Origin of the sequence: Massilia paldalensis (assembly GCF_044901715.1) — a bacterium.
GTDB lineage: Bacteria > Pseudomonadota > Gammaproteobacteria > Burkholderiales > Burkholderiaceae_D > Telluria > Telluria paldalensis.
In genome coordinates this window covers 63883-87552 of record NZ_JBJCIU010000005.1, presented here as the reverse complement: position 1 = coordinate 87552, position 23670 = coordinate 63883, and the positions used below count along the sequence as shown (strand labels likewise).

Below are 23670 nucleotides of genomic sequence, written 5' to 3'. Positions count from 1 at the left end.
GCGGACCCTTACACGACGACGTTCTTCGGCGTCCCCGCGGCCCACGCTTCCAGGTTATCGACCAGCATGTCCGCCAGGGTCTGCATCGCCCCGCCGCTGGCCCAGGCCACGTGCGGCGTGAGCACGAAGTTCGGCAGGCGCAGTTGCAGCAAGGGGTTGTCGGGCACGGGCGGCTCCTTCGACAGCACGTCGAAGCCGGCGCCCGCGATGGTGCCGTCCTGCAGCGCCGCCGCCAGGGCCGCCTCGTCGACGAGGCCCCCGCGCGCCGTATTGATCAGGATGGCGCTGCGTTTCATCGACGCCAGTTCCGCCGCGCCGATCAGGTGGCGGGTCGCGTCGGACAGCGGCAGGTGCAGGCTGACGACGTCCGACGTGGCCAGCAGTTCGTCCAGCGGCAGCGCCAGTACGTCCGGATCCTGGATCGGCGAGCGCGACGTCGCCGCCACCTCCATACCGAAGGCGCGCCCGATCTGGGCGACGCGCTTGCCCAGCGCGCCGTAGCCGACGATGCCGAGGCGGCTGCCGGCCAGGTCGCCGATCGGATGGTCGAGCAGGCAGAAGCGGGTCGAGCGCTCCCAGCGTCCCGCCTCGACGTCGGCCATGTAGGCACACAGGTTGCGGCGCACGGCCAGCATCAGCGCGAAAGCGTGTTCGGGAACGGAGACCAGCGAGTAGTCGCGGATGTTCGCCACCACGATGCCGCGCGCGCGGCACGCGGCCAGGTCGACGTTGTCGGTGCCGGTGGCGGCCACGGCGATCATCTTCAGGTCCGGCAGCTGGGCCAGCGCGTCGGCGCGGAGCGGCACCTTGTTGGTGACGGCGATGGCGGCGCCCTGCAGGCGCTCGACCACCTCGTTCGGCGCGGTGGCGGGATAGTCGCGCCAGCGGTGCGCGAACGAAGGAGGGCGGATCGTGGCGATCAGGCTGTCGCGGTCGAGGAAGACGATATCGTGCATGGCGGTCCCGGGCAAGGTCGGACTGCCATTCTAGAACAAGGCCGCCCAGGGCGTGGGCGCAAGAAAAAAGGACAGGCGAACCTGTCCTTCGAGGAGGGAGGGGCTTGAGCCGGGATTATTTCGCCGCGGTGGCGTCGGCTTTCTTGTCTGCGTGGTCCACTGCCTTGTCGGCAGCGGCCTCCGCTTTGGCTTTTTCGGTTTTCTTGTGGGCCTTGGCCTTCTTCTTGTCGGCGTCGGCCTTGGCTTCGGCGACGTCCGCCTTCGCCTCGGCCGTTTCTTTCTGCACCTTCGCGTCGGCCTTCGCGGCAGCCTTGCTTTCCTTGGCTTGCGCCTTGGCGACATCCTTGTCGGCCTTCGCTTCGGCGTGGGTGGCCGGCATCGCCGTCGTAGCCGGTGCGGTGGCGGTCGACTGGGCGAATGCGGAAGTGGCGAACAGGCCTGCGATCAGGGTAGCGACGATTTTATTCATGGCGGTTTCCTTCAGGTGTCTTTGATATGTGTGGGACATTCCCGGTACTACTGAGCGGAAAACGCGGCCGCTCGCGCTGCGGTTGACCGCCTCTTACATCTGATTACAAAGTCTGCGATACTCATCTGGCATTTCCGAGTGTCACCTTCTTAAACACAAAATCGACGCCAGAGAGAACGCCAACGTGAAATCCACCATCTTTGCCCTGACCGCCGTCGCGCTCGCCGCCGCGACCCTCGCCGCGCAGGCGGCCGACACCGTCCACATCGACCCCAAGCGCCTGTCCGAGGACGTGCGCATCCTGTCCTCCGACGCGTACGAAGGCCGCGCCCCGAACAGCGCGGGCGAGACGAAGACCGTCGACTACCTCGTGAAGCAGTTCCAGGCCGCGGGCCTGGAGCCGGGCGGCACCGTCGTCAACGGCAAGCGCGGCTGGACGCAGGACGTGCCGCTGGGCCGCTTCGAGATCAAGGGCCCGGTGGAGGTCGCCGTCAACGACGGCAAGGCGCGCCAGGCCTACACCCAGGGCAAGGAAATCGCGATCCGCGCCGCCATGACGGGCGCCAAGTCCGTGGCCTTCCAGGATGCGCCGCTGGTCTTCGTCGGCTACGGCGTGACGGCGCCGGAACGCAAGTGGGACGACTTCAAGGGCGTCGACCTGAAGGGCAAGCTGGCCGTCGTCCTGATCAACGACCCGGACTTCGAGACGGGCAAGGGCGACTTCGGCGGCAAGGCCATGACCTATTACGGCCGCTGGACCTACAAGTTCGAAGAGATGGCGCGCCGCGGCGCGCTGGGCACCATCATCGTGCACGAGACCGACCCGGCCTCCTACGGCTGGGCCACGGTGAAGAACTCCAACACCAACGTCATGTACGACATCGTCCGCAGCAAGCCGCTCGAGGCGCATGCGCCGGTGGAGGCTTGGATCCAGCGCGACGCAGCGCGGGACCTGTTCAAGCGCGCGGGCCTGGACTTCGACAAGCTCAAGAAGGAAGCGCAGGGGCGCGCCTTCAAGCCCGTCCCCCTGAAGGGCATCACGCTGTCGGCCAAGTACGACGTCGACGCCCAGGTCATCACGTCGAAGAACGTCGTCGCGCTGCGCCCGGGCAGCAAGCATCCGGACCAGGTCGTGATCTACAGCGGCCACTGGGACCACCTGGGCGTGGGCCTGCCGGATGCGAAGGGCGACAAGATCTACAACGGCGCCGTCGACAACGGCACCGGCATCGCCGCCCTGCTGGAGCTGGCGCGCGCCTACGGCAAGGCACCGGCACCGCAGCGCAGCGTCGTGTTCCTGGCCGTCACCGCCGAGGAAAAGGGCTTGCTGGGGTCGGAATACTATGCGTCGAACCCCGTCTACCCGCTGGCCAAGACGGTCGGCGTCATCAATATGGATGCGCTGAGCCCCTACGGTCCCGCGAAGGACTTCACCATTTCCGGCAACGCCAAGCTGGAGCTGCTCGACCGCCTCGTCGCCAAGGCCAAGGAACGGGGCATCCGCTATTCGCCGGATCCGAAGCCGGAAGCGGGCCACTTCTTCCGCTCCGACCACTTCCCGTTCGCCAAGGCCGGCGTGCCGGCGATCTCCTACGGTTCGGGCGAGGACTGGGAGCAGGGCGGCGTCGCGGCCGGCAAGGCATCCGAAGAGCAGTACGTGATGGTGGCCTACCACCAGCCGGCCGACGAGTGGAAGGCCGACTGGCCGTTCACGGGCATGGCGCGCGACCTCGACATGCTGTATTCGCTGGGCCGCGACCTGGCCGATTCCGGCGCCTGGCCGAACTGGGCAAGCGATTCGGAATTCCGCGCCGCGCGTGACCGCAGCGCGGCAGAGCGCAAGTAACCCCGTCGCCCCTGCGCAGGCAGGGGCCCAAGTTCGTCTTGGGCCGGGCCCCAGCGCAGGGGCAACGGTTCTAACAGGCAACCCACTAGCGTTACCTATCGTACAGTCCCGTTCGCACAATCTGGCTACACTACGTCCATCCTGGATGTAGAGGTGATGCCATGCCCGACGCACTCAAGCTGTACAAAGCCAAGCGCAATTTTTCCGTCACGTCGGAGCCGGAAGAGGGCGGCCAGGCGAGCCCGGATGCCTTGACCTTCGTGATCCAGAAGCACTGGGCGACGCGGCTGCACTACGACTTCCGCCTGGAGCTGGACGGCACCATGAAGAGCTGGGCCGTGCCGAAGGGCCCCAGCTACGACACCCACGACCGCCGCATGGCGATCCACGTCGAAGACCACCCCATCTCGTATTCCGACTTCGAAGGCACGATCCCGCCGCAGCAGTATGGCGCCGGCAAGGTCATCATCTGGGACAAGGGTACCTGGGAGCCGATCGGCGACCCGCGCGCCGGCTTCGCCAAGGGCGAGGTCAAGTTCGAGATGCATGGCCACAAGATGCACGGGCGCTGGGTGCTGGTGCGCCTGCGCGGCCACGAGGACGACAAGCAGGAGCCCTGGCTCCTGATCAAGGAAAACGACGAGTACGCGCGTCCCGCCGCCGAATTCTCCGTCATCGACGAATTCCCGGACAGCGTGAAGGACTTGCCCATGCCGGGCCGCACCACGGACACGGCCGTGGCCAATGCCAAGGTGGCCCAATTGAAGGCCGAACGCGATGGCGCGGAGCCGGCGAAAGCGGGCAAGGCGGCCAAAGCGGCCAAGCCCGGAAAGGAGACGGCCGCGGCGGCGGCCAAGACGCCCGCCGCGTCCAAGGCGCCGCGCACCCGCCGCGGCGCCATGCCGGAAGGCGCCGTGAAGGGCGACCTGCCCGCGACGCTGAACCCCGAACTGGCCACCCTCGTCGATGGGCCGCCGCAAAAGCCCGAGGAATGGATCTACGAGATCAAGTTCGACGGCTACCGCATGCTGACCCGCATCGAGGGCAAGGACATCCGCCTCATCACCCGCAACGGCAACGACTGGACCGACAAGCTGCTGCCGCTGCAGAAGGAAATCCGGCGCATGAAGCTGCCGGACGGCTGGTATGACGGCGAGATCGTCGTGCACGACGAGAACGGCAAGCCGAACTTCAACCTGCTGCAGCTCGCGTTCGACGGTTCCAACAAGGCGCAGGTCGTGTACTTCGTGTTCGACGTCCCCTATTGCAAAGGCCACGACCTGCGCGACGTGCGCCTGGACGACCGCCGCGCGCTGCTGCAGGAGCTGCTGGCGGCCAAGCCTTCCGACACCGTGCGCTTCTCGGCCGAATTCGGCACCGACCCGGACCAGCTCGTGGTCGCCGCCTGCCAGATCGGCCTGGAGGGCGTGATCGGCAAGCGCCGCGATTCGCGCTACGTGACGCGCCGCTCGCCCGAATGGATCAAGCTGAAATGCGGCCAGCGCCAGGAATTCGTCATCGGCGGCTACACGGACCCGCAAGGCTCGCGTACGGGCATCGGCTCGCTGCTGCTGGGCTACTACGACGACGAGGGCGTGCTGCGCTACGCCGGCAACGTCGGCAGCGGCTTCAACGGCGCCTCGCTGCGCCACCTGCGCGAGGTACTGGAAGGCATGGAGACGGAGAAGAGCCCGTTCCCCGCGCGCGCCGTGCCGGGCCGCACGAACCACTGGGTGCGGCCGGAACTGGTGGCCGAGGTCAGCTTCTCCGAATGGACGGCGGGCGACGCCGTGCGCCATCCCGTGTTCCAGGGCCTGCGCAAGGACAAGCCGGCAAGGAGCGTCGTGCGCGAGCAGGCGAAGCACGTGCAGGAGACGCCCGACACGTCGACGCCGGCCAAGGGAGGCAAGGCCGCGGCCAAGGCGGCCAGCAAACCTGCCGCCAAGCCCGCAGCCAAGGCCGCAGCTAAGCCTGCAGCAAAATCGGCCCGCGCCAAGCCCGTCGACACGGACCTGCCCGGCAACCTGCCGGCCACCTTCCGCGTCACCCACGGCGAGCGCGTGATGGACAAGGAGAGCGGCGTCACCAAGATGGACCTGGTGCGCTACTACGCGCTGGTCGGCCAGCTGATGATGGAACACCTGGAAGGCCGCCCCGTCTCGCTGGTGCGTGCGCCGGAGGGCGTGGGCGGCGAGCTGTTCTTCCAGAAACACGTCACGGACACGGCGAAGATGCCCGGGGTCGCCCAGATGGACCAGGCGCTCGACCCGGACCATCCCAGCATGACGCGCATCGCCACGGCCGAGGGCTTGCTCTCCAGCGCGCAATGGAACGTGGTCGAGATCCACAGCCAGAACGCCACCGGCAAGCACTACGACACGCCGGACCGCTTCGTGTTCGACCTCGACCCGGGCGAGGGCGTGTCCTGGGCCCAGGTGCAGGAAGCGGCGGCGCTGATGCGTGTCTTCCTCGAGGAGCTAGGGCTGACGCCTTTCCTGAAGACGAGCGGCGGCAAGGGCCTGCACGTCGTCGTGCCGATCAAGCCCAAGCTGGACTGGGACACGGTCAAGGATTTCACGCACGCCGTCGTCGACCACCTGGCCCGGACGTTGCCGGACCGCTTCGCGGCCAAGAGCGGCGCCAAGAATCGCGTGGGCCGCATCTTCATCGACTACCTGCGCAACGGCCGCGGCGCGACGACCGTGTCGGCCTGGTCACCGCGCGTGCGTCCGGGCATGGGCATCTCGGTGCCCGTGCGCTGGGACGAACTGCCGGGGCTGACGTCGGGCGCGCACTGGACCGTCAAGACGGTGCACGAGCGGCTGGACGAGGGGAATGCGCCGTGGGCGGAGTATGCCAAGAGTGCGGCGACCTTGACCAAGGCGATGAAGGCAATCGGTTTTAAGCCTGCCAAGAAAAAATGAACGTCGCCCCTTCAGTCACCGTCGCCCCTGCCTTCGCAGGGGCGACGTAGTTTGTCGTACCGGGCGTCCTATGTTTTGTCGTTCCTGACGATCCCCCGCACATTCATCGCGCACAGCCCCGCCTGCAGCGCGATCAGCGCCCAGGCGCCGTCGTGCACGCCCCAGATGATCCACAGGATGTTACTGACGATGAAGGTGTAGAAGCCGACGATGCGCCGGCGCGCGTGGCGGGCGCCGACGAGGAAGGCGGCGCACAGCGTCACCACCATCGCCGGCCACTGCAGCAAGTCGATGATCGTATCCCAATCCACTAGGCGGCCTTCCTGCGTGCCGCCGGCTTGGCGGCGGACTTGGCGACGGCCTTTTTCGCGGGCGCCTTCTTCGCGGCGGGTTTCGCAGCTGGCTTGGCGGCCGTCTTAGTTGCCGTCTTCGCTGCCGTCTTCGTCGCGGTAGCGCGCTTGGGCTTGGCCGCGCTGGCGCTCGTATGCGCCGTGCCGCGTGCCGGCGCCTTGCGGGCCCGCGGCGGCGGGGCGTCGTCCTCGTCCTCGTCGTCGGACGGCTTGCGCGAACGGCGCGGCGGCGGGTCGTCGTCGTCGTCATCGTCGTCGCCGGCGCGCGCGGGCTTCTTGCCCAGGCTGGCCTGCAGCAGGGCGACGAGGTCGATGACGTTGGACTTGGCCGGTTTTTCCTCTTCCGGCTCGGCCTCGGTGATGGTCTTGGTCTGGTTGGCGGCGACCTTCTTCTTGATCAGCGCCAGCAGGTCTTCGCGGTAGGTGTCGTGGTACTGCTGCGGTTTCCAGCGCTCGCTCATGCCTTCCACGAGCGCCCTGGCCATCTGCAGTTCCTTCGGCGTCACCTGCGCCGCCTTGGAATCCTCGGACGGGATCTTGAGTTCGTCCGTGGGGCGGATCTCGTCCGGATAGCGGATCGTGTTGAGCACGATGGTGTCGCCCACGCAGACGAGGGCCGCCAGGTGCTGCTTGACGCGGATGACGACGTTGGCGATGCCGATCTTGCCGACGTCGCGCAGCGTCTCGCGCAGCAGCGCGTACACCTTGTCGCCGCCCTTGCCGGGGGCGAGGTAGTAGGGCTGTTCGTAGTAGATCAGCGGGACCTGTTCCGCATCGACGAAGGCCAGGATATCGATCGTGCGCGTCGCCTCCGGATTGGCCCGGCGCAGGTCCTCGTCGGACAGGACGACGTATTCGCCGTCCTTGTACTCGTAGCCCTTGATGATGTCGTCCCAGGAGACTTCCTTGCCCGTGTGCTTGTTGTAGCGCTTGAAACCGATCGGCGAGAAGTCGCGCCGGTCGAGCATGGTCAGGTCGAGCGCATGATCGCTCGTCGCGGGATACATCTCGACCGGGATGTGCACCAGCCCGAAGCTGATCGCACCTTTCCACATGCTTCTCGCCATGATCGGCTCCTTTCGCTTATTCGCCCACGCTGCCGGTGATCGGCAGCACCACGCCCGTCACATAGCCCGAGCACACGTTCGAGGCCAGGTAGACATAGGCGGGCGACAGTTCTTCCGGCTGCGCCGGACGGCCGAAGGTGGTGGCCTGGCCGAACTTGGCGACCTTGTCGGCCGACTGGTCGGCCGGGTTCAGCGGGGTCCAGACGGGACCCGGCGCCACGGCGTTCACGCGGATGCCCTTGTCCAGCAGGTTCGCGGCCAGCGACATCGTGAACGCGTGGATCGCGCCCTTGGTGGTCGAGTAGTCGAGCAGCTTGGGCGAGCCTTTCAGGCCCGTGACGGAACCCGTGTTCACGATGGCGGCGCCGCGCTTCATGTAGGGCAGGCAGGCCTTGGCCATGTGGAAGTAGCCATAGATGTTCGTGCGCATCGTCTCGTCGAAACGTTCCTCGTCGAGGTCGAGCAGCGATTCGGCGTGTTCCTGGAAGGCGGCGTTATTCACCAGCACGTCCAGCCGGCCCCACTTGGCGACGACCTGGTCGACGGCCTGCTGGCAGAATTCCATGTCCTTGACGTCGCCGGCGATCGTCACGCACTGCTGGCCCTCGGCCTCGATCACGCGCTGTGTCTCGGCGGCGTCCTCGTGCTCGTTCAGGTACAGGATGGCGACGTCGGCGCCTTCGCGCGCGAACAGCACGGCCACCGCGCGGCCGATGCCGGAATCGCCGCCCGTGACGATGGCCACCTGGCCGGCCAGCTTGCCGCTGCCCTTGTAGTGTTCGGCCATGAACTTCGGTTTCAGCTCGAGCTGGGCCTCGATGCCCGGCTTGGCGAGGTGCTGGGCCGGGAAGTCGCCGGACGGCTGCTGGATGCCCGTCTGGGCTGCCTTGCTTTCGCCGCCCGCGTCACCCTTCTGCATGCTGCCGTCGCGCTGGTCCTGGCGGTTCTGGATCGCCTTCTGCTTGTTTGCCACATCATCCTGGTTTGCCATCGTACCCTCCATAAGCTTGATCGTTCGAGTATTCGGGCGCACGGCAGGGCTGACCGTGCGCTCCCACACACATGCACGCGATTGCCCCGGCCTTCCGGGTCCTAGGCGCGGCATGTGCTTTATGGCAAACTGCCGCCACCGTCTTCCAGGAGTCCACGATGTCGCAGCATGCCGAGCAGCCCGCCGCAGGGACCTGTCTCTACGTCAGCCCGATGGCGCGGCGGCGCGCGGAGTTCGCCGCCGCCTGCGGATCCCGGTTCGCGGCGCTGCGGCTGGCGGACGGCGCGGACGAGGCGGCCCAGTGGCTGGCCAGCGAGCAGCCGGCGCTGCTGGTGCTGGACCTCGAACGCTTCGACCCCGGCATCGACCTGGCGCCGCTGGGCGCGCTCGTCGCGGCGCGCGGCGGCCGCCCCACGCTGTTGCTGTGTCCCTTCGGCGGCGCCGCGTGGGTGCCGGCGCTGATGGGCTTCGGCCCCGTCGCCTATGCCATGACGCCGCTGGAACCGGAAGACCTGCAGGATGCGGTGGCGCGCGCGCTGGCGCCGGCGGTGGGCGGCGCCGAAGCCGATGCCGATGCGTTGCGCGAACTGCTGCACCTGCGCACCCGCGTCCAGGATGCGCTCGACGGCGCCGACGCTGCCGATGCGCTGGCCGAGGCCTTATGCAGTGCCTTGTCCGCCTGGCCGGGCGTGCTGCACGCGGCCGTGCTGCGGCGCCAGCCGGACGGCGACCTGGCCGTCGCGGCCCAGCATGGGCAGCCCCGCCTGTCGCTCGGCGTGCTGCTGCAGCGCACCGACCGCCTGCTGCACGCGCCGCTGCGCCATGCCTTCCCCGGGCTGCTGGCGGCCGCCAGCGGCGCCATGGTGCTGCTCGATCCGCCCGAGCAGGCCGGCGAGCCGGCGCTGGCCGAGGCCTTGCGTTCACACGGCGTGGCGCTGGCGCTGGGCGTGCCGGTTCCGGCCGACGGACCCGGCCCCGCGCGCGGCGCCTTGTCGCTGCTGTTCGGCACGGCGCGTCATTTCAGGCCCGAGGAACTGGCGACGCTGCAGGACGTGGCCCGTTGCTGCGCGCTGGGCCTGCGCCTGGCCGACACGCAGCTGGAAAATGAACAGCTGCTGGCGCGCCTGACGCACATCTCGAACAGCGACGCGCTGACGGGCGTGGCGAACCGCCGCCATGGCGAGGCGCTGCTGGAACGGGAGGTCAAGCGGGCGCGCCGCTACCGCGTGCCGCTCGCGCTGCTGTCCTTCGACATCGACCGCTTCAAGGCCATCAACGACACGTTCGGCTATCCGGTCGGCGACGTGGTGCTGCGCACCGTGGCCGACGTGGCGCGCGCCATGCTGCGCGCGAGCGACATGCTGGTGCGCTCGGGCGGGGAGGAGTTCCATATCCTGGCACCGCACACGAGCGCGATCGACGGCCTGCGCATGGCCGAGAAGCTGCGCGCCGCGATCGAGCAGGCCGAGGTTCCCGGTTGCGACCACGTGACGGTCAGCCTGGGCGTGGCCCAGCTGGGCGAGCAGGAGAGCGCCGATTCGCTGGCGCAGCGCGCCGATGCCGCCATGGCGCGCGCCAAGCGGGCAGGGCGCAACTGCGTCGAACTGGCGATGCAGTAAGCGATGCTGGCCTGGCTGAAGAATTACCGCCGCGCCGACCTGGCCGGCGACGTGGGCGCCGGCATCGTCGTCGCCATGATGATGATCCCGCAGGGCATGGCCTATGCGCTCGTGGCCGGCCTGCCGCCCGTCGTCGGGCTGTACGCGAGCATCGTGCCGCCGCTGCTGTACGCCTTGTTCGGCACCAGTTCCACGCAATCGGTCGGGCCGATGGCGATCATCTCGCTGATGACGGCATCGGCGCTGGCGCCGCTGGCGGCGGCCGGCGGCGCGCTGTACGCGGTTCTGGCGGCGCAGCTGGCGGCCCTGTCCGGCGCCGTGCTGCTGGCCTGCGGCCTGCTGCGCATCGGCTTCCTCGCCAATTTCTTTTCGCGACCCGTGATGAACGGCTTCACGCTCGGCTCGGCGGTGGTGATCGCGCTGGGCCAGGTGGACACGCTGCTGGGCGCGCCGTTCCCGTACTGGCATGGCCCCAGCGCGGCGCTGGGCCTGGCCGGCATCGCCTTTTTGCTGGCCGCGCGGCGCTGGCTGGCGCCGGTGCTGCGCCGCCTGGGCCTGGCGCCCGGCGCGGCCGACATCGGCGCGCGCCTGGCGCCGATGCTGCTGGTGCTGGGCAGCGTCCTGCTCGTCGCACTGCTGCACCTGGACGCCGGCGGCATGCGCACGATCGGCCACGTGCCGGCCGGCCTGCCGCACCTGAACACCATGGTCTCCGGCGAGCACTGGCAGCAGCTGCTGAAACCGGCCCTCCTGATCGGCTTCATGAGCTTCCTGATCGCCATGTCGGGCGCCCAGACGCTGGCCGTCAAGCGCGCGGAGAAGCTGCACACGGACCGCGAACTGGTGGCGCTGGGCGCCGCCAACATTGGCAGCGCGCTGAGCGGCGGCTTCCCCGTGACGGGCAGCCTATCGCGCTCCGCCGTCAACTTCGCCGCCGGCGCCAACACCCAGCTGGCCGGCATCATCACGGCCGCGCTGCTGGCCTGCGCGCTGGTGCTGCCGACCGGCTGGCTGGCGCTGCTGCCGTTGCCCGTGCTGGCGGCCACGATCATCGTCGCCGTGCTGGGCATGCTCGAATGGAATACGCTGCGCACGTCCTGGCGCTACGACCGCGCCGACGCGCTGGCGCTGCTCGCCACTGCCGGCGGCGTGTTGCTGCTCGGCGTCGAGGCCGGCGTCGTGCTGGGCCTGGTGCTGTCGCTGGGTGCCATGATCTGGCGCGAGAGCCGTCCCCATATCGCGCTGCTGGGCCGCATCGCCGGCACGGAACACTTCCGCAACGTCGACCGCTATGCGGTGGAGACGGCGCCGGGACTGTTGCTGCTGCGCGTCGATGCCGGGCTATTTTTTGGCAATGTCGAGGCCGTGAAGGGCAGGATCGAGGAAGAGCTCGCCGCACATGCCGACACGCGCGACCTCGTGCTGGTGTTGTCGGCCGTGAACGCCATCGACACGTCCGCGCTGTTTGGTTTGATCGATCTCAACCATACGTTGGGGCAGCGGGGCGTCAAGCTGCATTTTGCCGAGGTCAAGGGCCCTGTGATGGACCGTTTGCGCACATCGGCCCTTGTAGAACAGCTCCATGGCCATATCTTTCTCAGTACTGCCAATGCGTGGGACGCGCTCACACATTACAACACGTGATTGCAAGCAAAACCCAGCTGTGGCAGGATGGATCCAACGGATTTTGACAGAAAGGTGACATCATGCCCCGTTCGAGTACCCTCGTTATCCTGATTGCAAGCCTGGCGCTGACCCTGTTCGGTTTCGCCGCCGCCCTGCCGGCCGGTATCGCCATGGCCCTGGCGCTCGAACTCGTCGTCTGGAAGGCGGAAGTCGACCGCCAGCGCGAACTGCAGCTGGCCCGGGTCACCCGCAGCGCGCGCCCCATGCGCAACCAGCGCCGCCGCTGATTCGCCGCCCCATCGCCGCAGCCAGCGGCGATGCGGTTCAGTCAAGCCGCTTCGGCGGCTCGAACACGTCGTCCCTGCGAAGGCAGGAACCCAAGCTTGCGGGCGTCATAGCGCTGCTTGCAGAGATTGGGTCCCTGCCTTCGCAGGGACGACGTCGTTTCGTAGGGACGTCGTCGCTTCGTAGGGACGACGTCGTTAATGGAGATGGATGACATCTCCAGCTACTCCCACTCCCGCTCCCTTCACTGAGACTTTCGTCTTCGCCTCGCGGTCGCACCTTCATGGTGCGTTCGGTCTCCCTTGGTGCGTGCATGCCGTCCCGGCGCGCATGAGAGGGCATATCGCACCGCTTTCGGGCTTGGCATGCATCGTGCTAATCCATCAATATGCCCGATTGCAGCCTTTCCGATCCTCCCACCGCGACGCCTTCCTGGCAGGCCAGCCTGCAGTTAGGCTTCGCCCGCAACGGCGGCGCCACGCGCCTGGCGCGCCGCGAACACCGCGGTCCGCTGCGCGTGCAGAAGGCGCTGTATCCCGAAGGGCCGGACGCCTGCCACGTGATCGTCGTGCATCCGCCCGGCGGCGTGGTCGGCGGCGACCAGCTTGACGTGGGCATCGATGCGGGCGCCGATTGCCACGTGCTCGCCACCAGCCCCGGCGCGGCCAAGTGGTACCGCGCCAACGGCCGCGTCTCCCGCCAGAACGTGCGGCTGCAGGCGGGCCCCGGCGCCGCCATCGAATGGCTGCCGCAGGAAACCATCTTCTACGACGACGCCAGCGTGGAGCTCGACCACGAGGTCGACCTGGCGCCGGGCGCCCGCTATCTCGGCAGCGAAGTCCTCGTGTTCGGCCGCCGCGCGTCGGGCGAGCGCTTTTCCCGCGGCCGCATCCGCCAGCGCACCCGCATCCGCGAGGGCGGCCGCCTGCTGTGGTGCGAGCAGGGCATCCTGACGCCGGCCGGCATCGCCAGCCCCTTCGGCCTCGGCGGCCATGCCGTCTGCGCCACCTTCCTCGCCGTCGGCGCATCCGTGCCCGCGGCCGTGCAGGCCGGCCTGCGCGCCGCCGATCCGCTGCTGGCGCTGAGCCAGGTGAAGTCCGTGTTCGTGGCGCGCCACCTGGGCGACGACGCCGAGGCCGCGCGCGCCGCCATGCGGCGCGTGTGGCAGGCGCTGCGTCCCCATTACCTCGGCCGGCCCGCGTGCCTGCCGCGCATCTGGAACACCTGAAGGAACACCAGCCCATGGACCTGACCCCACGCGAAAAAGACAAGCTGCTGATCTTCACCGCCGCGCTGCTGGCGGAGCGGCGCCGCGCGCGCGGCCTGAAATTGAACTATCCGGAAGCCGTCGCGCTGATCACGGCCGCCATCATGGAAGGCGCGCGCGACGGCCGCAGCGTGGCGGAACTGATGAGCGAAGGAACGACGATCGTCGGGCGCGACGACGTAATGGAAGGCGTGCCGGAGATGATCCCGGAAATCCAGGTCGAGGCGACCTTCCCGGACGGCAGCAAGCTGGTCACCGTCCACCATCCGATACCCTGAATGCCCCACGCGAAGGAGGTGCGATGAAAATCCACAAACTCGATGCATCGGCCTGTGACGAGGTGCAGGACCAGCTGGCCGCGCTGCTGCTCGACGCCGTGTCGAACGGCGCCTCGGTCGGCTTCCTGGCTGGCCTGGATCCGGCCGACGCGCGCGGCTACTGGCTTGACGTGCGCGCCGCCGTGGCGCAGGGCTCGCGCGTGCTGCTGGCCGCCGCCCACGACGGCACGGTCGTCGGCACCGTGCAGCTGGACTTGTGCCAGAAGGCCAACGGCCGCCACCGCGCCGAGCTGCAGAAGATGATGGTGCACAGCCGCGTGCGCCGGCGCGGCATCGGCGGCGTGCTGCTGCGGGCGGCCGAGGCGGAAGCGCGCGAGCTGCGCCGCGGCCTGCTGTTCCTGGACACGGAGGCCGGCTCCGGCGCCGAGCACCTGTACCAGGGTTTCGGCTATACCCGCGCGGGCGAGCTGCCGGACTACGCGTGCACGCCGGACGGTGCCTGGCGCCCGACGGCGATCTACTACAAATCGCTGTTCGCGCCGGAGGCCGCATGATCCCGGGCGCGTATCTGCTGGAAACGGGGGACGTGGAGATCAACGCGGGGCGGCCCACCGTCTCCGTCACCGTAGCCAACGCGGGCGACCGCCCCGTGCAGGTGGGCTCGCACTACCATTTCTACGAAGTCAACGATGCCTTGCAGTTCGACCGCGCGCTGGCGCTGGGCATGCGCCTGAACATCGCGGCCGGCACCGCCGTGCGCTTCGAGCCGGGCCAGCGCCGCACCGTGGAGCTCGTCGGCCTGGGCGGCAAACGCGTCGTGCACGGCTTCCAGGGCCGCGTCAACGGCAGCCTGCCGCAGGGAGGAGACTGATGGCCACCATCTCGCGCCAGGCCTATGCCGACATGTACGGCCCGACGAAGGGGGACCGCATCCGCCTCGCCGACACCGAGCTCGTGATCGAGATCGAGCGTGACCACGCGGTCTACGGCGAGGAAGTGAAGTTCGGCGGCGGCAAGGTGATCCGCGACGGCATGGGCCAGTCGCAGCTGCCGCGCGCCGGCGTCATGGACACCGTCATCACGAACGCCGTCATCATCGAGCACTGGGGCATCGTCAAGGCCGACATCGGCATCAAGGACGGCCTCATCGCCGGTATCGGCAAGGCCGGCAATCCGGACATCCAGCCGGGCGTGACCCTGCCCATCGGCGGCGCCACCGAGATCATCGCCGGCGAAGGGATGATCGTGACGGCGGGCGGCATCGACACCCACATCCACTTCATCTGTCCGCAGCAAATCGACGAGGCGCTCATGTCCGGCATCACGACGATGCTGGGCGGCGGCACGGGGCCGGCGGTCGGCACGGCGGCCACCACCTGCACGCCGGGCGCCTGGCACATCCACGCGATGCTGATGGCGGCCGATGCCTTTCCGATGAACCTGGGCTTCTTCGGCAAGGGCAACGTCAGCCAGGCGAGGCCGCTCGAAGAACAGATCGAGGCGGGCGCCGTGGGCCTGAAGCTGCACGAGGACTGGGGCAGCACGCCGGCCGCCATCGACAACTGTCTGTCCGTGGCCGAGCGCATGGACATCCAGGTGGCGCTGCACTCGGACACGCTGAACGAGGCGGGCTTCCTGGAGTCGACCGTCGCCGCGTTCAAGGACCGCACCATCCACACCTTCCACACGGAAGGGGCGGGCGGCGGCCACGCGCCGGACATCATCGCGGCCGTGGGCCAATCGAACGTGCTGCCGTCGTCGACGAACCCGACCCGGCCGTTCACCGTCAACACGCTGGACGAGCACCTGGACATGCTGATGGTGTGCCACCACCTCGACCCGGCCATCGCCGAGGACGTCGCGTTCGCCGAATCGCGCATCCGCCGCGAGACCATCGCCGCCGAGGACATCCTGCATGACATCGGCGCGATCTCGATGATGTCGTCCGACTCGCAGGCCATGGGCCGCGTCGGCGAGACCATCATGCGCACCTGGCAGACGGCGCACAAGATGAAGGTGCAGCGCGGCCTGCTCGACGGCGACTCGGCGCGCAACGACAACGAGCGGGTGAAACGCTACGTGGCCAAGTACACGATCAATCCCGCCATCGCCCATGGCATCGCGCACGCCGTCGGCTCGCTGGAGCCGGGCAAGATCGCCGACATCGTGCTGTGGCGGCCCGCCTTCTTCGGCGTCAAGCCGTCGATGGTGCTCAAGGGCGGGATGATCGCCGCGAGCCTGATGGGCGACCCGAACGCGTCGATCCCGACGCCGCAGCCGGTGCATTACCGGCCGATGTTCGGTTCCTTCGGCGGCGGCTTGAAGAAATCGTTCACCTTCGTCTCGCAAGCCGCGTTCGACGCCGGCATCGCCCGCGAACTGGGCCTGGCGAAGACCGTGATCCCCGTGCGCGGCACGCGCGGCCTGAGGAAGCGCGACATGATCCGCAACGGAGCCACTCCGCACATGGAGGTGGACCCGGAAACCTATGAAGTGCGGGCCGACGGGCAGCTGCTGGTGTGCGAAGCCGCCACCGTGCTGCCGCTGGCCCAGCGTTATTTCCTTTTCTAGAGAGCCAACCATGTATTCTCTCCATACCAGGATCGCGCATGCCCCGGTCGTCCACGACCTGCTGGTGCTGCCGTTCGAGCAGCGCGAGCGCTGCCGCCAGCGTGCCCGTCTCGCGTCCGGCGAAGAGGTCGCGCTGTTCCTCGTGCGCGGCACCGTGCTGCGCGATGGCGATTTGCTGACGGGCGAGGACGGCCGCGTCGTGCGCGTCGTGGCCGCGCCCGAGCCGACCTATCTCGTGCGCTGCAGCGACGCGACGATGCTGGCGCGCTGCGCCTTCCACCTGGGGAACCGCCACACGCAGACCCAGGTGGGCGCCGGCTGGCTGCGCATCCGCGTCGATCCCGTGCTGAAGGAAATGGTCGAAGGCCTGGGCGCCCAGGTCGATACCGAACTGGCCAAGTTCGAGCCGGAAGCGGGCGCCTACGCGGGCGGGCATGCCCACGGCCACGACCACGAACATGACCATGGCGGCGGCCGCGGCGGCCTGCTGGCGCCCGTGCCGGTGCGCCAGAAGATCCACCGCCCGTCCGACATCGTGCGGCCCGAGCCGGCATGAACGCGGCGGCCCTGCTGCACCTGCTGCAATTCGCCAGCCCGGCGCTGCCGATCGGCGGCTACAGCTATTCGCAGGGCCTGGAAGCGGCGCTGGAGCAGGGACTCGTGCACGACGCCGACACGGCCTGCGCCTGGATGGCGCGCTACCTCGACGAGGTCGTCGCGCGCTGGGATGCGCCGATCCTGTGGCGCCTGCTGAAGGCCTTCGCGGCGCGCGACGCGGCGGCGATCGCCGAGTGGGGCGAATGCTTCCTCGCCTCGCGCGACACGGCCGAGCTGCGCGCCGAGACGGTCCAGATGGGGTACTCGCTGGCGCGCCTCGTTGCCGAGCTGGGCGTGGCCGACACGGCGGCGCTGGGCCCCGACGTCACGCTGCCGCTGGCCTACGCATGCGCCGTGGACGGCCTCGACATCCCGCACGAGGAAGCGCTGCTGGCGATGATCTTTTCCTGGCTCGAGAACCAGGTGCTGGTGTGCGTGAAGTCGGTGCCGCTGGGGCAGGTAGCGGGACAGCGCCTGCTGCTGGCGCTGCGGCCGGATATCGAACGCGCCGCGCAGGTGGCGCAAGCGCTGGCAGACGACGAACTGTCCAACTGGGCGCCCGGGCTATCGATGCTGTCGATGCGGCACGAAGTGCAGCATGGCAGGTTGTATCGCTCGTGACCACAACGATGACTTCGTCGTCCCTGCGCAGGCAGGGACCCGATCTTCTCCGTGCCGCGGCAACGCGTGCACATTGGGCCCCTGCCTCCGCAGGGGCGACGGTCTTTAAGCTGACAAGGAAATTGACATGACTTCGAACCCCCTGCGCGTCGGCATCGGCGGCCCCGTCGGCTCCGGCAAGACGGCGCTGTGCGAACAGCTGTGCCGCGACATGCGCGACCGCTACGACATGGCCGTGATCACCAACGACATCTATACGCGCGAGGACATGGAGATCCTGCTGCGCGCCGGCGCGCTGGCGCCGGAACGGCTGATGGGCGTGGAGACGGGCGGCTGCCCGCACACGGCGATCCGCGAGGACGCCTCGATCAACCTGGAAGCCATCGCGCGCCTGCAGGCCGACTTTCCGGACCTGGAACTCGTGCTCGTCGAATCCGGCGGCGACAACCTCGCCGCCACGTTCAGCCCCGAGCTGTCGGACCTCACGCTGTACGTGATCGACGTCGCCGGCGGCGAGAAGATCCCGCGCAAGGGCGGGCCCGGCATCACGCGCTCGGACCTGCTGATCATCAACAAGACCGACCTCGCGCCGCACGTGGGCGCCAACCTGGACATCATGGCCGAGGATGCGCGCCGCCAGCGCGGCACCCGCCCGTTCGTGTTCACCAACCTGCGCACGGGCGAGGGCGTGGCCGAGGTGGTCGCGTTCATCCGCGAACAGGGCTTGCTGGACCACCGCGAGAAAGCACACCACTGATGGAGAAGACGATGAAGACGATGCACAAGGCCGGGCTGCTGGCGGCCGGCATGGCGCTGGCGCTGCCGGCGGCGGCGCACCCGGGACATGGCGTGGACACCGGCTTTTTGGCCGGCTTCCTGCACCCGCTGACGGGATTCGACCACCTGCTCGCGCTGCTGGCCGTGGGCCTGTGGAGCCGCCAGCAGCGCCAGGGCGTGGTGCTCGCCCCCAGCTTCCTCGTGATGATGGCGCTGGGCGCCTCGTGCGCCGGCTTCCTCGTGCTGCCGCTGCTGGAGACGTCGATCGCCGCCACCGTGCTGCTGCTCGGCGCCCTGGCTGCCTGTGCGCCCAGCGTGCAGGCGCGCGTGCCGCGCGAAGCGGCGGTGCTGACGGTGGGCGCGTGCGCCTTCCTCCATGGTCTGGCGCATGGCCGCGAGCTGGCGGGCATGGCCAGCGGCGCCGGCTTCATCCTGGCCAGCTGCCTGGTGATCGCGGCGGGCGCAGCGCTGCCTGGGCCGCGCCTGCGCCGCCTGTTCGGCGCGGCAATCGGCGCGGCCGGCTTATGCCTGCTTGCGGTAGCCGCCTGAGCCTTCGTCCGGACGCACCGCATCGTTCGGCGCGAGGCGGATCGGCGCGGCGTCCTGCGGATGCTTGGCCTGCACGCCGTCGAAGGCGCGCGCGATGACGGCCATGTCGGCCGCCTCATCCCCCGTCAGGACGACGCTCTGGGTGACGTCGATGACCTTCTTGCCGTAGTCGATCTTCACCAGCAGCACGGGCACCTTGGCCGCCAGCGCGATGCGGTAGAAGCCGCTCTTCCAGTAAGGACGGTAGCCGCGCGTGCCTTCCGGCGTGATGGCCAGCCAGAACCAGTCGGCCGCGCGCATGGTCTGCGCCAGGCGCGTGATGGCGCCCTGCGGCGCGCTGCGGTCGACGGCGACGCCGCCCCAGTAGCGCATCAGGCGTCCCGTCGGACCGCGGAACAGCGAATCCTTTGCGAGCCAGCGGAACTGGTGCGTGACGGTCCACTTGGCCAGCAGGCCGATAGGGAAATCCCAGTTCGAGGTATGCGGATAGACGACGGCGATGCCGTGCGGGCCGGGCAGGGGTTTCCAGCGGAAGTTCCAGCCGAAGAAATTCAGCAGGCGCAGCGAGGTGCGCTGTCCCCAGCTGGGCAATGCCGCCGGGCGCATCAGGTATTGGTCGGTCGATTCCATATTCTCTCCTTCGCGGTGGGCCGTGGGCGGCCTCTTGATCGCGTCGTTGGGTACTGCGTGTCGGTCCTGCAACGAGCGTGCATGCTGGCAAATCGCATTGTGCCTCGGAAAACAAACCGCGCATTCTATATGGCCGTCAAAATGGGAACAAGCAAAAAAGACTGGAAGCGTTGTAGCGCCGTCGGTATCATCCTTGCCTTTCGCGTAACACCTTGACGAGGATATGAGGATGGATATCACGATTTTCCACAACCCGCGCTGCGGCACATCGCGTAATACCCTGGCCGCCATCCGCGAAGCGGGCATCGAGCCGCGCGTGGTCGATTATTTGACGGACACGCCGTCGCGCGAGGAACTGCGGGACATGATCGCCCGTGCCGGACTGAACGTGCGCGATGCACTGCGCGCCAAGGAAGCGCTGGCTGCCGAGCTGGGCGTGAACGACCCGGCCGTGGGCGACGATGCGCTGCTGGACGCCATGCTCGCCCATCCGATCCTGATCAATCGTCCTTTTGTCGTCACGCCCAAGGGCGTGCGGCTGTGCCGGCCGGCCGAGCTGGTGCACGAGATACTTTGATGCAGTAATGGTGAGAGCGGGTGTTGGCGTGAACATCCCGATGGGCGGCGGTGCCTGCCGCTGCTCGCGCTGCCACTGTGCGAGCGCGGAGCGCAAAGCGGGCTTCGGGATTTCGATACGCTGTCGTGGTTGATGGGCGCCAGGTTTGCTTTGGTCAGTTTGTCTTCTTGTGTTTCTGAACAATCGAAGCAATCTCGGCGTCAAGTTGCTGCTGATCCCGCTTGAGCTTGTGCGCCGCCTTTTGCTGTGCATCGCGTTGCGCCCTCGCGCCTAACGGATCGAAGCGCCCGTTGACGTAGTTGGCCTGATCCTCTTCCGGAAAATCCTCGAAATACTCCGACCATTCGCCCATGTTGTTCTTCCTTTTCCTTGGTTGGTTCAGACCCTATGCAGTGCCATCTCGGCGACGACGAACACCTTTCTGCGCAATGTTGAATGCTTCATTCACGCCCGCTGCTGCAGCGCCCGCGCAATCTTCTTGTCGGTCTTGTACTGGCCCAGCGCGTACACGGCCCAGATGGTGGCCGGGAGCCAACCGATGACGGTCAATTGCAGGATGAGGCAGATGATGCCGGCGAACGGGCGGCCGATGGTGAAGAAGGTCAGCCAGGGCAGGATCAGGGCGATGATGAGGCGCATGCGTTTCTTTCTCGATTTCTTTCTCGGTTTTTTTGTCGATGGACATCCGGTGCCGCGAGGTGCAGGTTTGACTTTGGCCCAGGATAGGCTGAGCACAGGACTATCTGGGACGCCAGCCACCGTCCAATGCACAAGTTTCTTTCCGGCATTTTACTCGGCTGCCGGGTGGCGAAAATGCGCGCAATGTCACCGAGCCGTCCGCATCGTGTGGAGAGAGGCGCGATAGCCTGACCCGCTATGGCAGGCTCGCCCCCAGATTGCCGGAAGCGCCCGCCGTGCCGTGCTTGCCAGTCCCGACGGCCTCGGCGCGCCCCCGTGCCGGCGACGTCGCCGTCAGCCGCAGGTCCGGCGTCCCGCTTCGCGAGTAGCCGACGAAACCGGGCAGGGCGGCCACGGTGCCGCTGTGCGTCATGCCCGGCGCCAGCCGCCAGTCGGCCTTCGTGTTGCCGAACACCAGGTTGTGGCGGTAGCTGTTGTGCTTGCCCGTCGCGCCCTGTTCGGCGATGCCGTAGCGGTTGTCGAACACGATGTTGTTGAGCACGCGGGTGCGGTCGTTCGGCCCCTTTGTGTAGTAGAAGTCGCCGCCGCCCACGAGGATGCCCGTGTTGCAGCCCACCACCGTGTTGTTGACGACGAGGACGTCGTGGGCGTCGTGCCACATGTGGATGCCCGCCTCGGCGACGCGGTAGACGATGTTGTCGCGTACCGTCGCCGGCGTGTTCACGTAGATGCCTTGCACCCAGCGGCAGCCGGGCGGCCCGATGTCGTGCACGACGTTGCCGATCACGTCCGTGTGCTTGCCCCGGTAATAGCTGTCCACGCCGATGGCCGAGCCACCCGCGCTCGTGCAGGGCACCTCGACGGCGATGTGGTGCACGCGGTTGCCGGCGATGCGGTTGTACGAGCCGCCGCTGTAGATGCCGATGAGCCAGCGCGCGCCGGCTTCGTGCCGGCTGCCGTCGATCTCGAAGCCCTCGATGTCGATCCAGCTGGCCCGGTTGTCCCAGGCGATGTCGTGCTTCGACCGGGGCGGCGGCACGATGCGGGCCCGTCCCGGCTCGGTGGCGCGGAACGCGATGCGGGCGTCCGGCAAGCCGTTGACGTCCGTGCGGAAGCCGCCGTGATAGGTGCCGGGCAGGACGTTGACGACGGTGCCCGGCCCGACGGCGCGCGCGGCCTGGGCGAGGGTGCGCAGGGGCGCCGCCCGCGTGCCCGGATTGTCGTCCAGCCCGCTAGGCGCGACCCACAGCTCGCCCGGCACCACCTGGGGCGTGAGGCTGACGGCGGGCTTGTCCTTGACGGAGCAGGCGGCCAGCAGGGGCAGGGCAGCGAGGATGAACGCGATCACGATATGCATGGTGCCCAAGTCTGCGCCCGGGACGACGCCGGTTGCTTGCCTGGCGCAAGCGGGCGCTTGACGTCGCACAAGCCCTATCCGTGTTTTTGACAGTGAGAAATAACGACGGTATAGTGCGCCAGACAAGATTGGCAACGTTTCCAATCTCGCTGCGCGAGAGAACGATGCCGGCGAATGGAGGAGACCAGATGAAGAACGAGCTGCGGCGCATCGGCGCCGTCGTGTTGCTGGCCGCGTGCGCCGGCACGCAGGTGCATGCCCAGGCCCAGGCCGTGCAAGGCTGGGTCACCACGGGAGATCGCGGCAAGCTGCTGGCGCGCGCCCCGGATGCCGCCTTCGCGAAGGACGCGCCGGCATCGATCGTGATCGACGTCGATCCGGACAAGCGCTACCAGGAGATCGCCGGTTTCGGCGCCGCCATCACCGATGCTTCCGGCTGGCTGATCCAGCAGCGCCTCCAGCCCGCCCAGCGCGACGCGCTGCTGCGCGAACTGTTCGGGCGCGCATCGCTTGGACCGGAAGTGCAGGGTATCGGCCTGTCGTTCACCCGCCTGACCATCGGCGCCTCCGACTTCTCGCGTTCCCACTACAGCTTCGACGACATGCCGCCGGGCCAGCAGGATCCGACGCTCGAACGCTTCTCGCTGGCGCCGCAACGGGAGACGGTGCTGCCGACCGTGAAGGCGGCGCTGGCAATCAATCCGCAGCTGAAGGTGATGGCCTCGCCCTGGAGCGCGCCGGGCTGGATGAAGAGCACGGACAGTCTCGTGAAGGGCACCCTGAAGCCCCAGGCCTACGATGCCTTCGCGCGCTACCTGAGCCGCTACGTTGGCGAGATGAAGAAGGAGGGCGTGCCCGTCTCCGCGCTGACGCTGCAGAACGAGCCGCACTTCGAGCCGGCCGACTATCCCGGCATGCGCGTGGAGCCGGCCCAGCGCGCGGCGCTGATCCGCGATTTCCTGGGCCCCCGCCTGGCCGCCGAGCAGCCGGGCGTGCAGCTGTTCGACTGGGACCACAACTGGGACGAGCCGGAATCGCCCGCCATCGTGCTGTCCGATCCGCGCGCCGCGAAGTACGTCAGCGGCATCGCCTGGCACTGCTACGGCGGCGACGTGCGCGCCATGGGCCGGCTGCACGACCGCTTCCCGGACAAGGACACGTGGTTCACCGAGTGCTCGGGCGGGAAGTGGGCGCCCGACTGGGCCAAGAACCTGATGTATTTCACGCGCACCCTCATCATCGACACCACGCGTGGCTGGGCGCGCGGCGTGCTGCTGTGGAACCTGGCGCTGGACGAGAACGACGGTCCCTTCCTGGGCGGCTGCAAGAACTGCCGCGGCGTCGTGACGATCGATTCGCGCACGGGGGAGGTGACGCGCAACGTCGAATACTACGCGCTGGCCCATGCCAGCCGCTTCGTGCTGCCGGGCGCGCGCCGCATCGCGTCGGACACGCAGGACAAGGAGCTGGGCAACGTCGCCTTCCGCAATCCGGACGGCACGCTGGTGCTGCTGGTCGCGAACGGGGCCGCGCAGGAGCGTGCGTTCTCGGTGCGGGTGCAGGGACAGAGCTTCCGCTGGCAGCTGCCGGCCGGCAGCGTGGCCACGCTCACGTGGCGCGGCCCCGGTTCCTGATGCCGCTAGGCTGGGCATGCGGTATGCTTGCGCTGTTCAA

General features: G+C 68.2%; 25 protein-coding genes. 16 read left to right on the top strand and 9 right to left on the bottom strand.

Going from position 1 to position 23670, the window contains the following annotated elements; all coding sequences use genetic code 11:
• Positions 1–8 precede the first annotated feature (8 nt).
• Complete coding sequence (locus ACI1V7_RS23095; protein ID WP_404534258.1) at positions 9–956, bottom strand: D-2-hydroxyacid dehydrogenase; 948 nt, start codon at positions 954–956, stop codon at positions 9–11.
• Positions 957–1071: 115 nt separating this feature from the next.
• Positions 1072–1425, bottom strand: a complete 354-nt coding sequence (locus ACI1V7_RS23090; protein WP_404534257.1) for a hypothetical protein — start codon at positions 1423–1425, stop codon at positions 1072–1074.
• 184 nt (positions 1426–1609) lie between these two features.
• Here ACI1V7_RS23090 and ACI1V7_RS23085 point away from each other — a divergent pair, with 184 nt between their 5' ends.
• Both ACI1V7_RS23085 and ligD read left to right on the top strand, forming a co-directional pair.
• On the top strand, positions 1610–3271 hold the full coding sequence (locus ACI1V7_RS23085) for a M28 family metallopeptidase (protein ID WP_404534256.1): 1662 nt from the start codon (positions 1610–1612) through the stop codon (positions 3269–3271).
• A gap of 161 nt (positions 3272–3432) precedes the next feature.
• Positions 3433–6195, top strand: coding sequence for a DNA ligase D (gene ligD / locus ACI1V7_RS23080; RefSeq protein ID WP_404534255.1), 2763 nt, complete (start codon positions 3433–3435; stop codon positions 6193–6195).
• A 68-nt stretch (positions 6196–6263) separates the two neighbouring features.
• On the opposite strand, the gene ACI1V7_RS23075 is transcribed toward ligD, so the two are convergent.
• The 3 genes from ACI1V7_RS23075 to ACI1V7_RS23065 are packed head-to-tail and all read right to left on the bottom strand — an operon-like array spanning position 6264 to position 8603.
• Positions 6264–6506, bottom strand: coding sequence for a hypothetical protein (locus tag ACI1V7_RS23075; RefSeq protein ID WP_404534254.1), 243 nt, complete (start codon positions 6504–6506; stop codon positions 6264–6266).
• Complete coding sequence (gene ku, locus ACI1V7_RS23070; RefSeq protein ID WP_404534253.1) at positions 6506–7612, bottom strand: non-homologous end joining protein Ku; 1107 nt, start codon at positions 7610–7612, stop codon at positions 6506–6508. The genes ACI1V7_RS23075 and ku overlap by 1 nt, the downstream gene beginning before the upstream one ends.
• A gap of 16 nt (positions 7613–7628) precedes the next feature.
• Positions 7629–8603, bottom strand: coding sequence for an SDR family oxidoreductase (locus ACI1V7_RS23065; protein ID WP_404534252.1), 975 nt, complete (start codon positions 8601–8603; stop codon positions 7629–7631).
• 158 nt (positions 8604–8761) lie between these two features.
• On the opposite strand from ACI1V7_RS23065, the gene ACI1V7_RS23060 reads away from it, so the two are divergent.
• The 12 genes from ACI1V7_RS23060 to ACI1V7_RS23005 all read left to right on the top strand — a co-directional run bounded on the left by ACI1V7_RS23060 (position 8762) and on the right by ACI1V7_RS23005 (position 18793).
• The gene (locus tag ACI1V7_RS23060) at positions 8762–10222 is read left to right on the top strand and encodes a GGDEF domain-containing response regulator (RefSeq protein ID WP_404534251.1); all 1461 of its coding nucleotides are present in this window, start codon (positions 8762–8764) and stop codon (positions 10220–10222) included.
• Between the two features lie 3 nt (positions 10223–10225).
• On the top strand, positions 10226–11866 hold the full coding sequence (locus ACI1V7_RS23055; protein WP_404534250.1) for a SulP family inorganic anion transporter: 1641 nt from the start codon (positions 10226–10228) through the stop codon (positions 11864–11866).
• Between the two features lie 62 nt (positions 11867–11928).
• Positions 11929–12135 (top strand): hypothetical protein, encoded by a 207-nt coding sequence (locus ACI1V7_RS23050; protein ID WP_290415588.1) that lies wholly within the window; start codon positions 11929–11931, stop codon positions 12133–12135.
• Positions 12136–12521: 386 nt separating this feature from the next.
• The gene (locus ACI1V7_RS23045; RefSeq protein ID WP_404534249.1) at positions 12522–13361 is read left to right on the top strand and encodes an urease accessory protein UreD; all 840 of its coding nucleotides are present in this window, start codon (positions 12522–12524) and stop codon (positions 13359–13361) included.
• 14 nt (positions 13362–13375) lie between these two features.
• Positions 13376–13678 (top strand): urease subunit gamma, encoded by a 303-nt coding sequence (locus ACI1V7_RS23040; RefSeq protein ID WP_404534248.1) that lies wholly within the window; start codon positions 13376–13378, stop codon positions 13676–13678.
• Positions 13679–13701: 23 nt separating this feature from the next.
• On the top strand, positions 13702–14232 hold the full coding sequence (locus ACI1V7_RS23035) for a GNAT family N-acetyltransferase (RefSeq protein ID WP_404534247.1): 531 nt from the start codon (positions 13702–13704) through the stop codon (positions 14230–14232).
• Entirely contained in the window at positions 14229–14549 is a 321-nt protein-coding gene (locus ACI1V7_RS23030) for an urease subunit beta (protein WP_404534246.1), read from the top strand. The genes ACI1V7_RS23035 and ACI1V7_RS23030 overlap by 4 nt, the downstream gene beginning before the upstream one ends.
• On the top strand, positions 14549–16249 hold the full coding sequence (ureC, locus tag ACI1V7_RS23025; protein WP_404534245.1) for an urease subunit alpha: 1701 nt from the start codon (positions 14549–14551) through the stop codon (positions 16247–16249). Before ACI1V7_RS23030 ends, ureC begins: the two co-directional genes overlap by 1 nt.
• Positions 16250–16259: 10 nt before the next feature.
• Positions 16260–16805 (top strand): urease accessory protein UreE, encoded by a 546-nt coding sequence (gene ureE, locus ACI1V7_RS23020; protein WP_404534244.1) that lies wholly within the window; start codon positions 16260–16262, stop codon positions 16803–16805.
• The gene (locus ACI1V7_RS23015) at positions 16802–17467 is read left to right on the top strand and encodes an urease accessory protein UreF (RefSeq protein WP_404534243.1); all 666 of its coding nucleotides are present in this window, start codon (positions 16802–16804) and stop codon (positions 17465–17467) included. The genes ureE and ACI1V7_RS23015 overlap by 4 nt, the downstream gene beginning before the upstream one ends.
• Positions 17468–17594: 127 nt before the next feature.
• Positions 17595–18224 (top strand): urease accessory protein UreG, encoded by a 630-nt coding sequence (gene ureG, locus ACI1V7_RS23010; protein WP_404534242.1) that lies wholly within the window; start codon positions 17595–17597, stop codon positions 18222–18224.
• A gap of 11 nt (positions 18225–18235) precedes the next feature.
• The gene (locus ACI1V7_RS23005) at positions 18236–18793 is read left to right on the top strand and encodes a HupE/UreJ family protein (RefSeq protein WP_404534241.1); all 558 of its coding nucleotides are present in this window, start codon (positions 18236–18238) and stop codon (positions 18791–18793) included.
• Here the strand turns inward: ACI1V7_RS23005 and ACI1V7_RS23000 are convergent.
• Positions 18767–19423, bottom strand: coding sequence for a 1-acyl-sn-glycerol-3-phosphate acyltransferase (locus ACI1V7_RS23000; RefSeq protein ID WP_404534240.1), 657 nt, complete (start codon positions 19421–19423; stop codon positions 18767–18769). The two genes, ACI1V7_RS23005 and ACI1V7_RS23000, sit on opposite strands and share 27 nt — an antisense overlap.
• Before the next feature lie 229 nt (positions 19424–19652).
• Between ACI1V7_RS23000 and arsC the strand changes: the two genes are divergently transcribed.
• Positions 19653–20000: an arsenate reductase (glutaredoxin) gene (gene arsC / locus ACI1V7_RS22995; RefSeq protein WP_404534239.1), complete on the top strand. Its 348-nt coding sequence runs from the start codon at positions 19653–19655 to the stop codon at positions 19998–20000.
• 154 nt (positions 20001–20154) lie between these two features.
• Here the strand turns inward: arsC and ACI1V7_RS22990 are convergent, their stop codons facing one another.
• The 3 genes from ACI1V7_RS22990 to ACI1V7_RS22980 all read right to left on the bottom strand — a co-directional run bounded on the left by ACI1V7_RS22990 (position 20155) and on the right by ACI1V7_RS22980 (position 21996).
• The gene (locus tag ACI1V7_RS22990) at positions 20155–20352 is read right to left on the bottom strand and encodes a hypothetical protein (RefSeq protein ID WP_404534238.1); all 198 of its coding nucleotides are present in this window, start codon (positions 20350–20352) and stop codon (positions 20155–20157) included.
• A gap of 92 nt (positions 20353–20444) precedes the next feature.
• Complete coding sequence (locus ACI1V7_RS22985; protein ID WP_404534237.1) at positions 20445–20639, bottom strand: YqaE/Pmp3 family membrane protein; 195 nt, start codon at positions 20637–20639, stop codon at positions 20445–20447.
• A gap of 235 nt (positions 20640–20874) precedes the next feature.
• The gene (locus ACI1V7_RS22980) at positions 20875–21996 is read right to left on the bottom strand and encodes a DUF1565 domain-containing protein (protein ID WP_404534236.1); all 1122 of its coding nucleotides are present in this window, start codon (positions 21994–21996) and stop codon (positions 20875–20877) included.
• A 188-nt stretch (positions 21997–22184) separates the two neighbouring features.
• Between ACI1V7_RS22980 and ACI1V7_RS22975 the strand changes: the two genes are divergently transcribed.
• Entirely contained in the window at positions 22185–23630 is a 1446-nt protein-coding gene (locus ACI1V7_RS22975; protein ID WP_404534235.1) for a glycoside hydrolase family 30 protein, read from the top strand.
• Positions 23631–23670 lie beyond the last annotated feature (40 nt).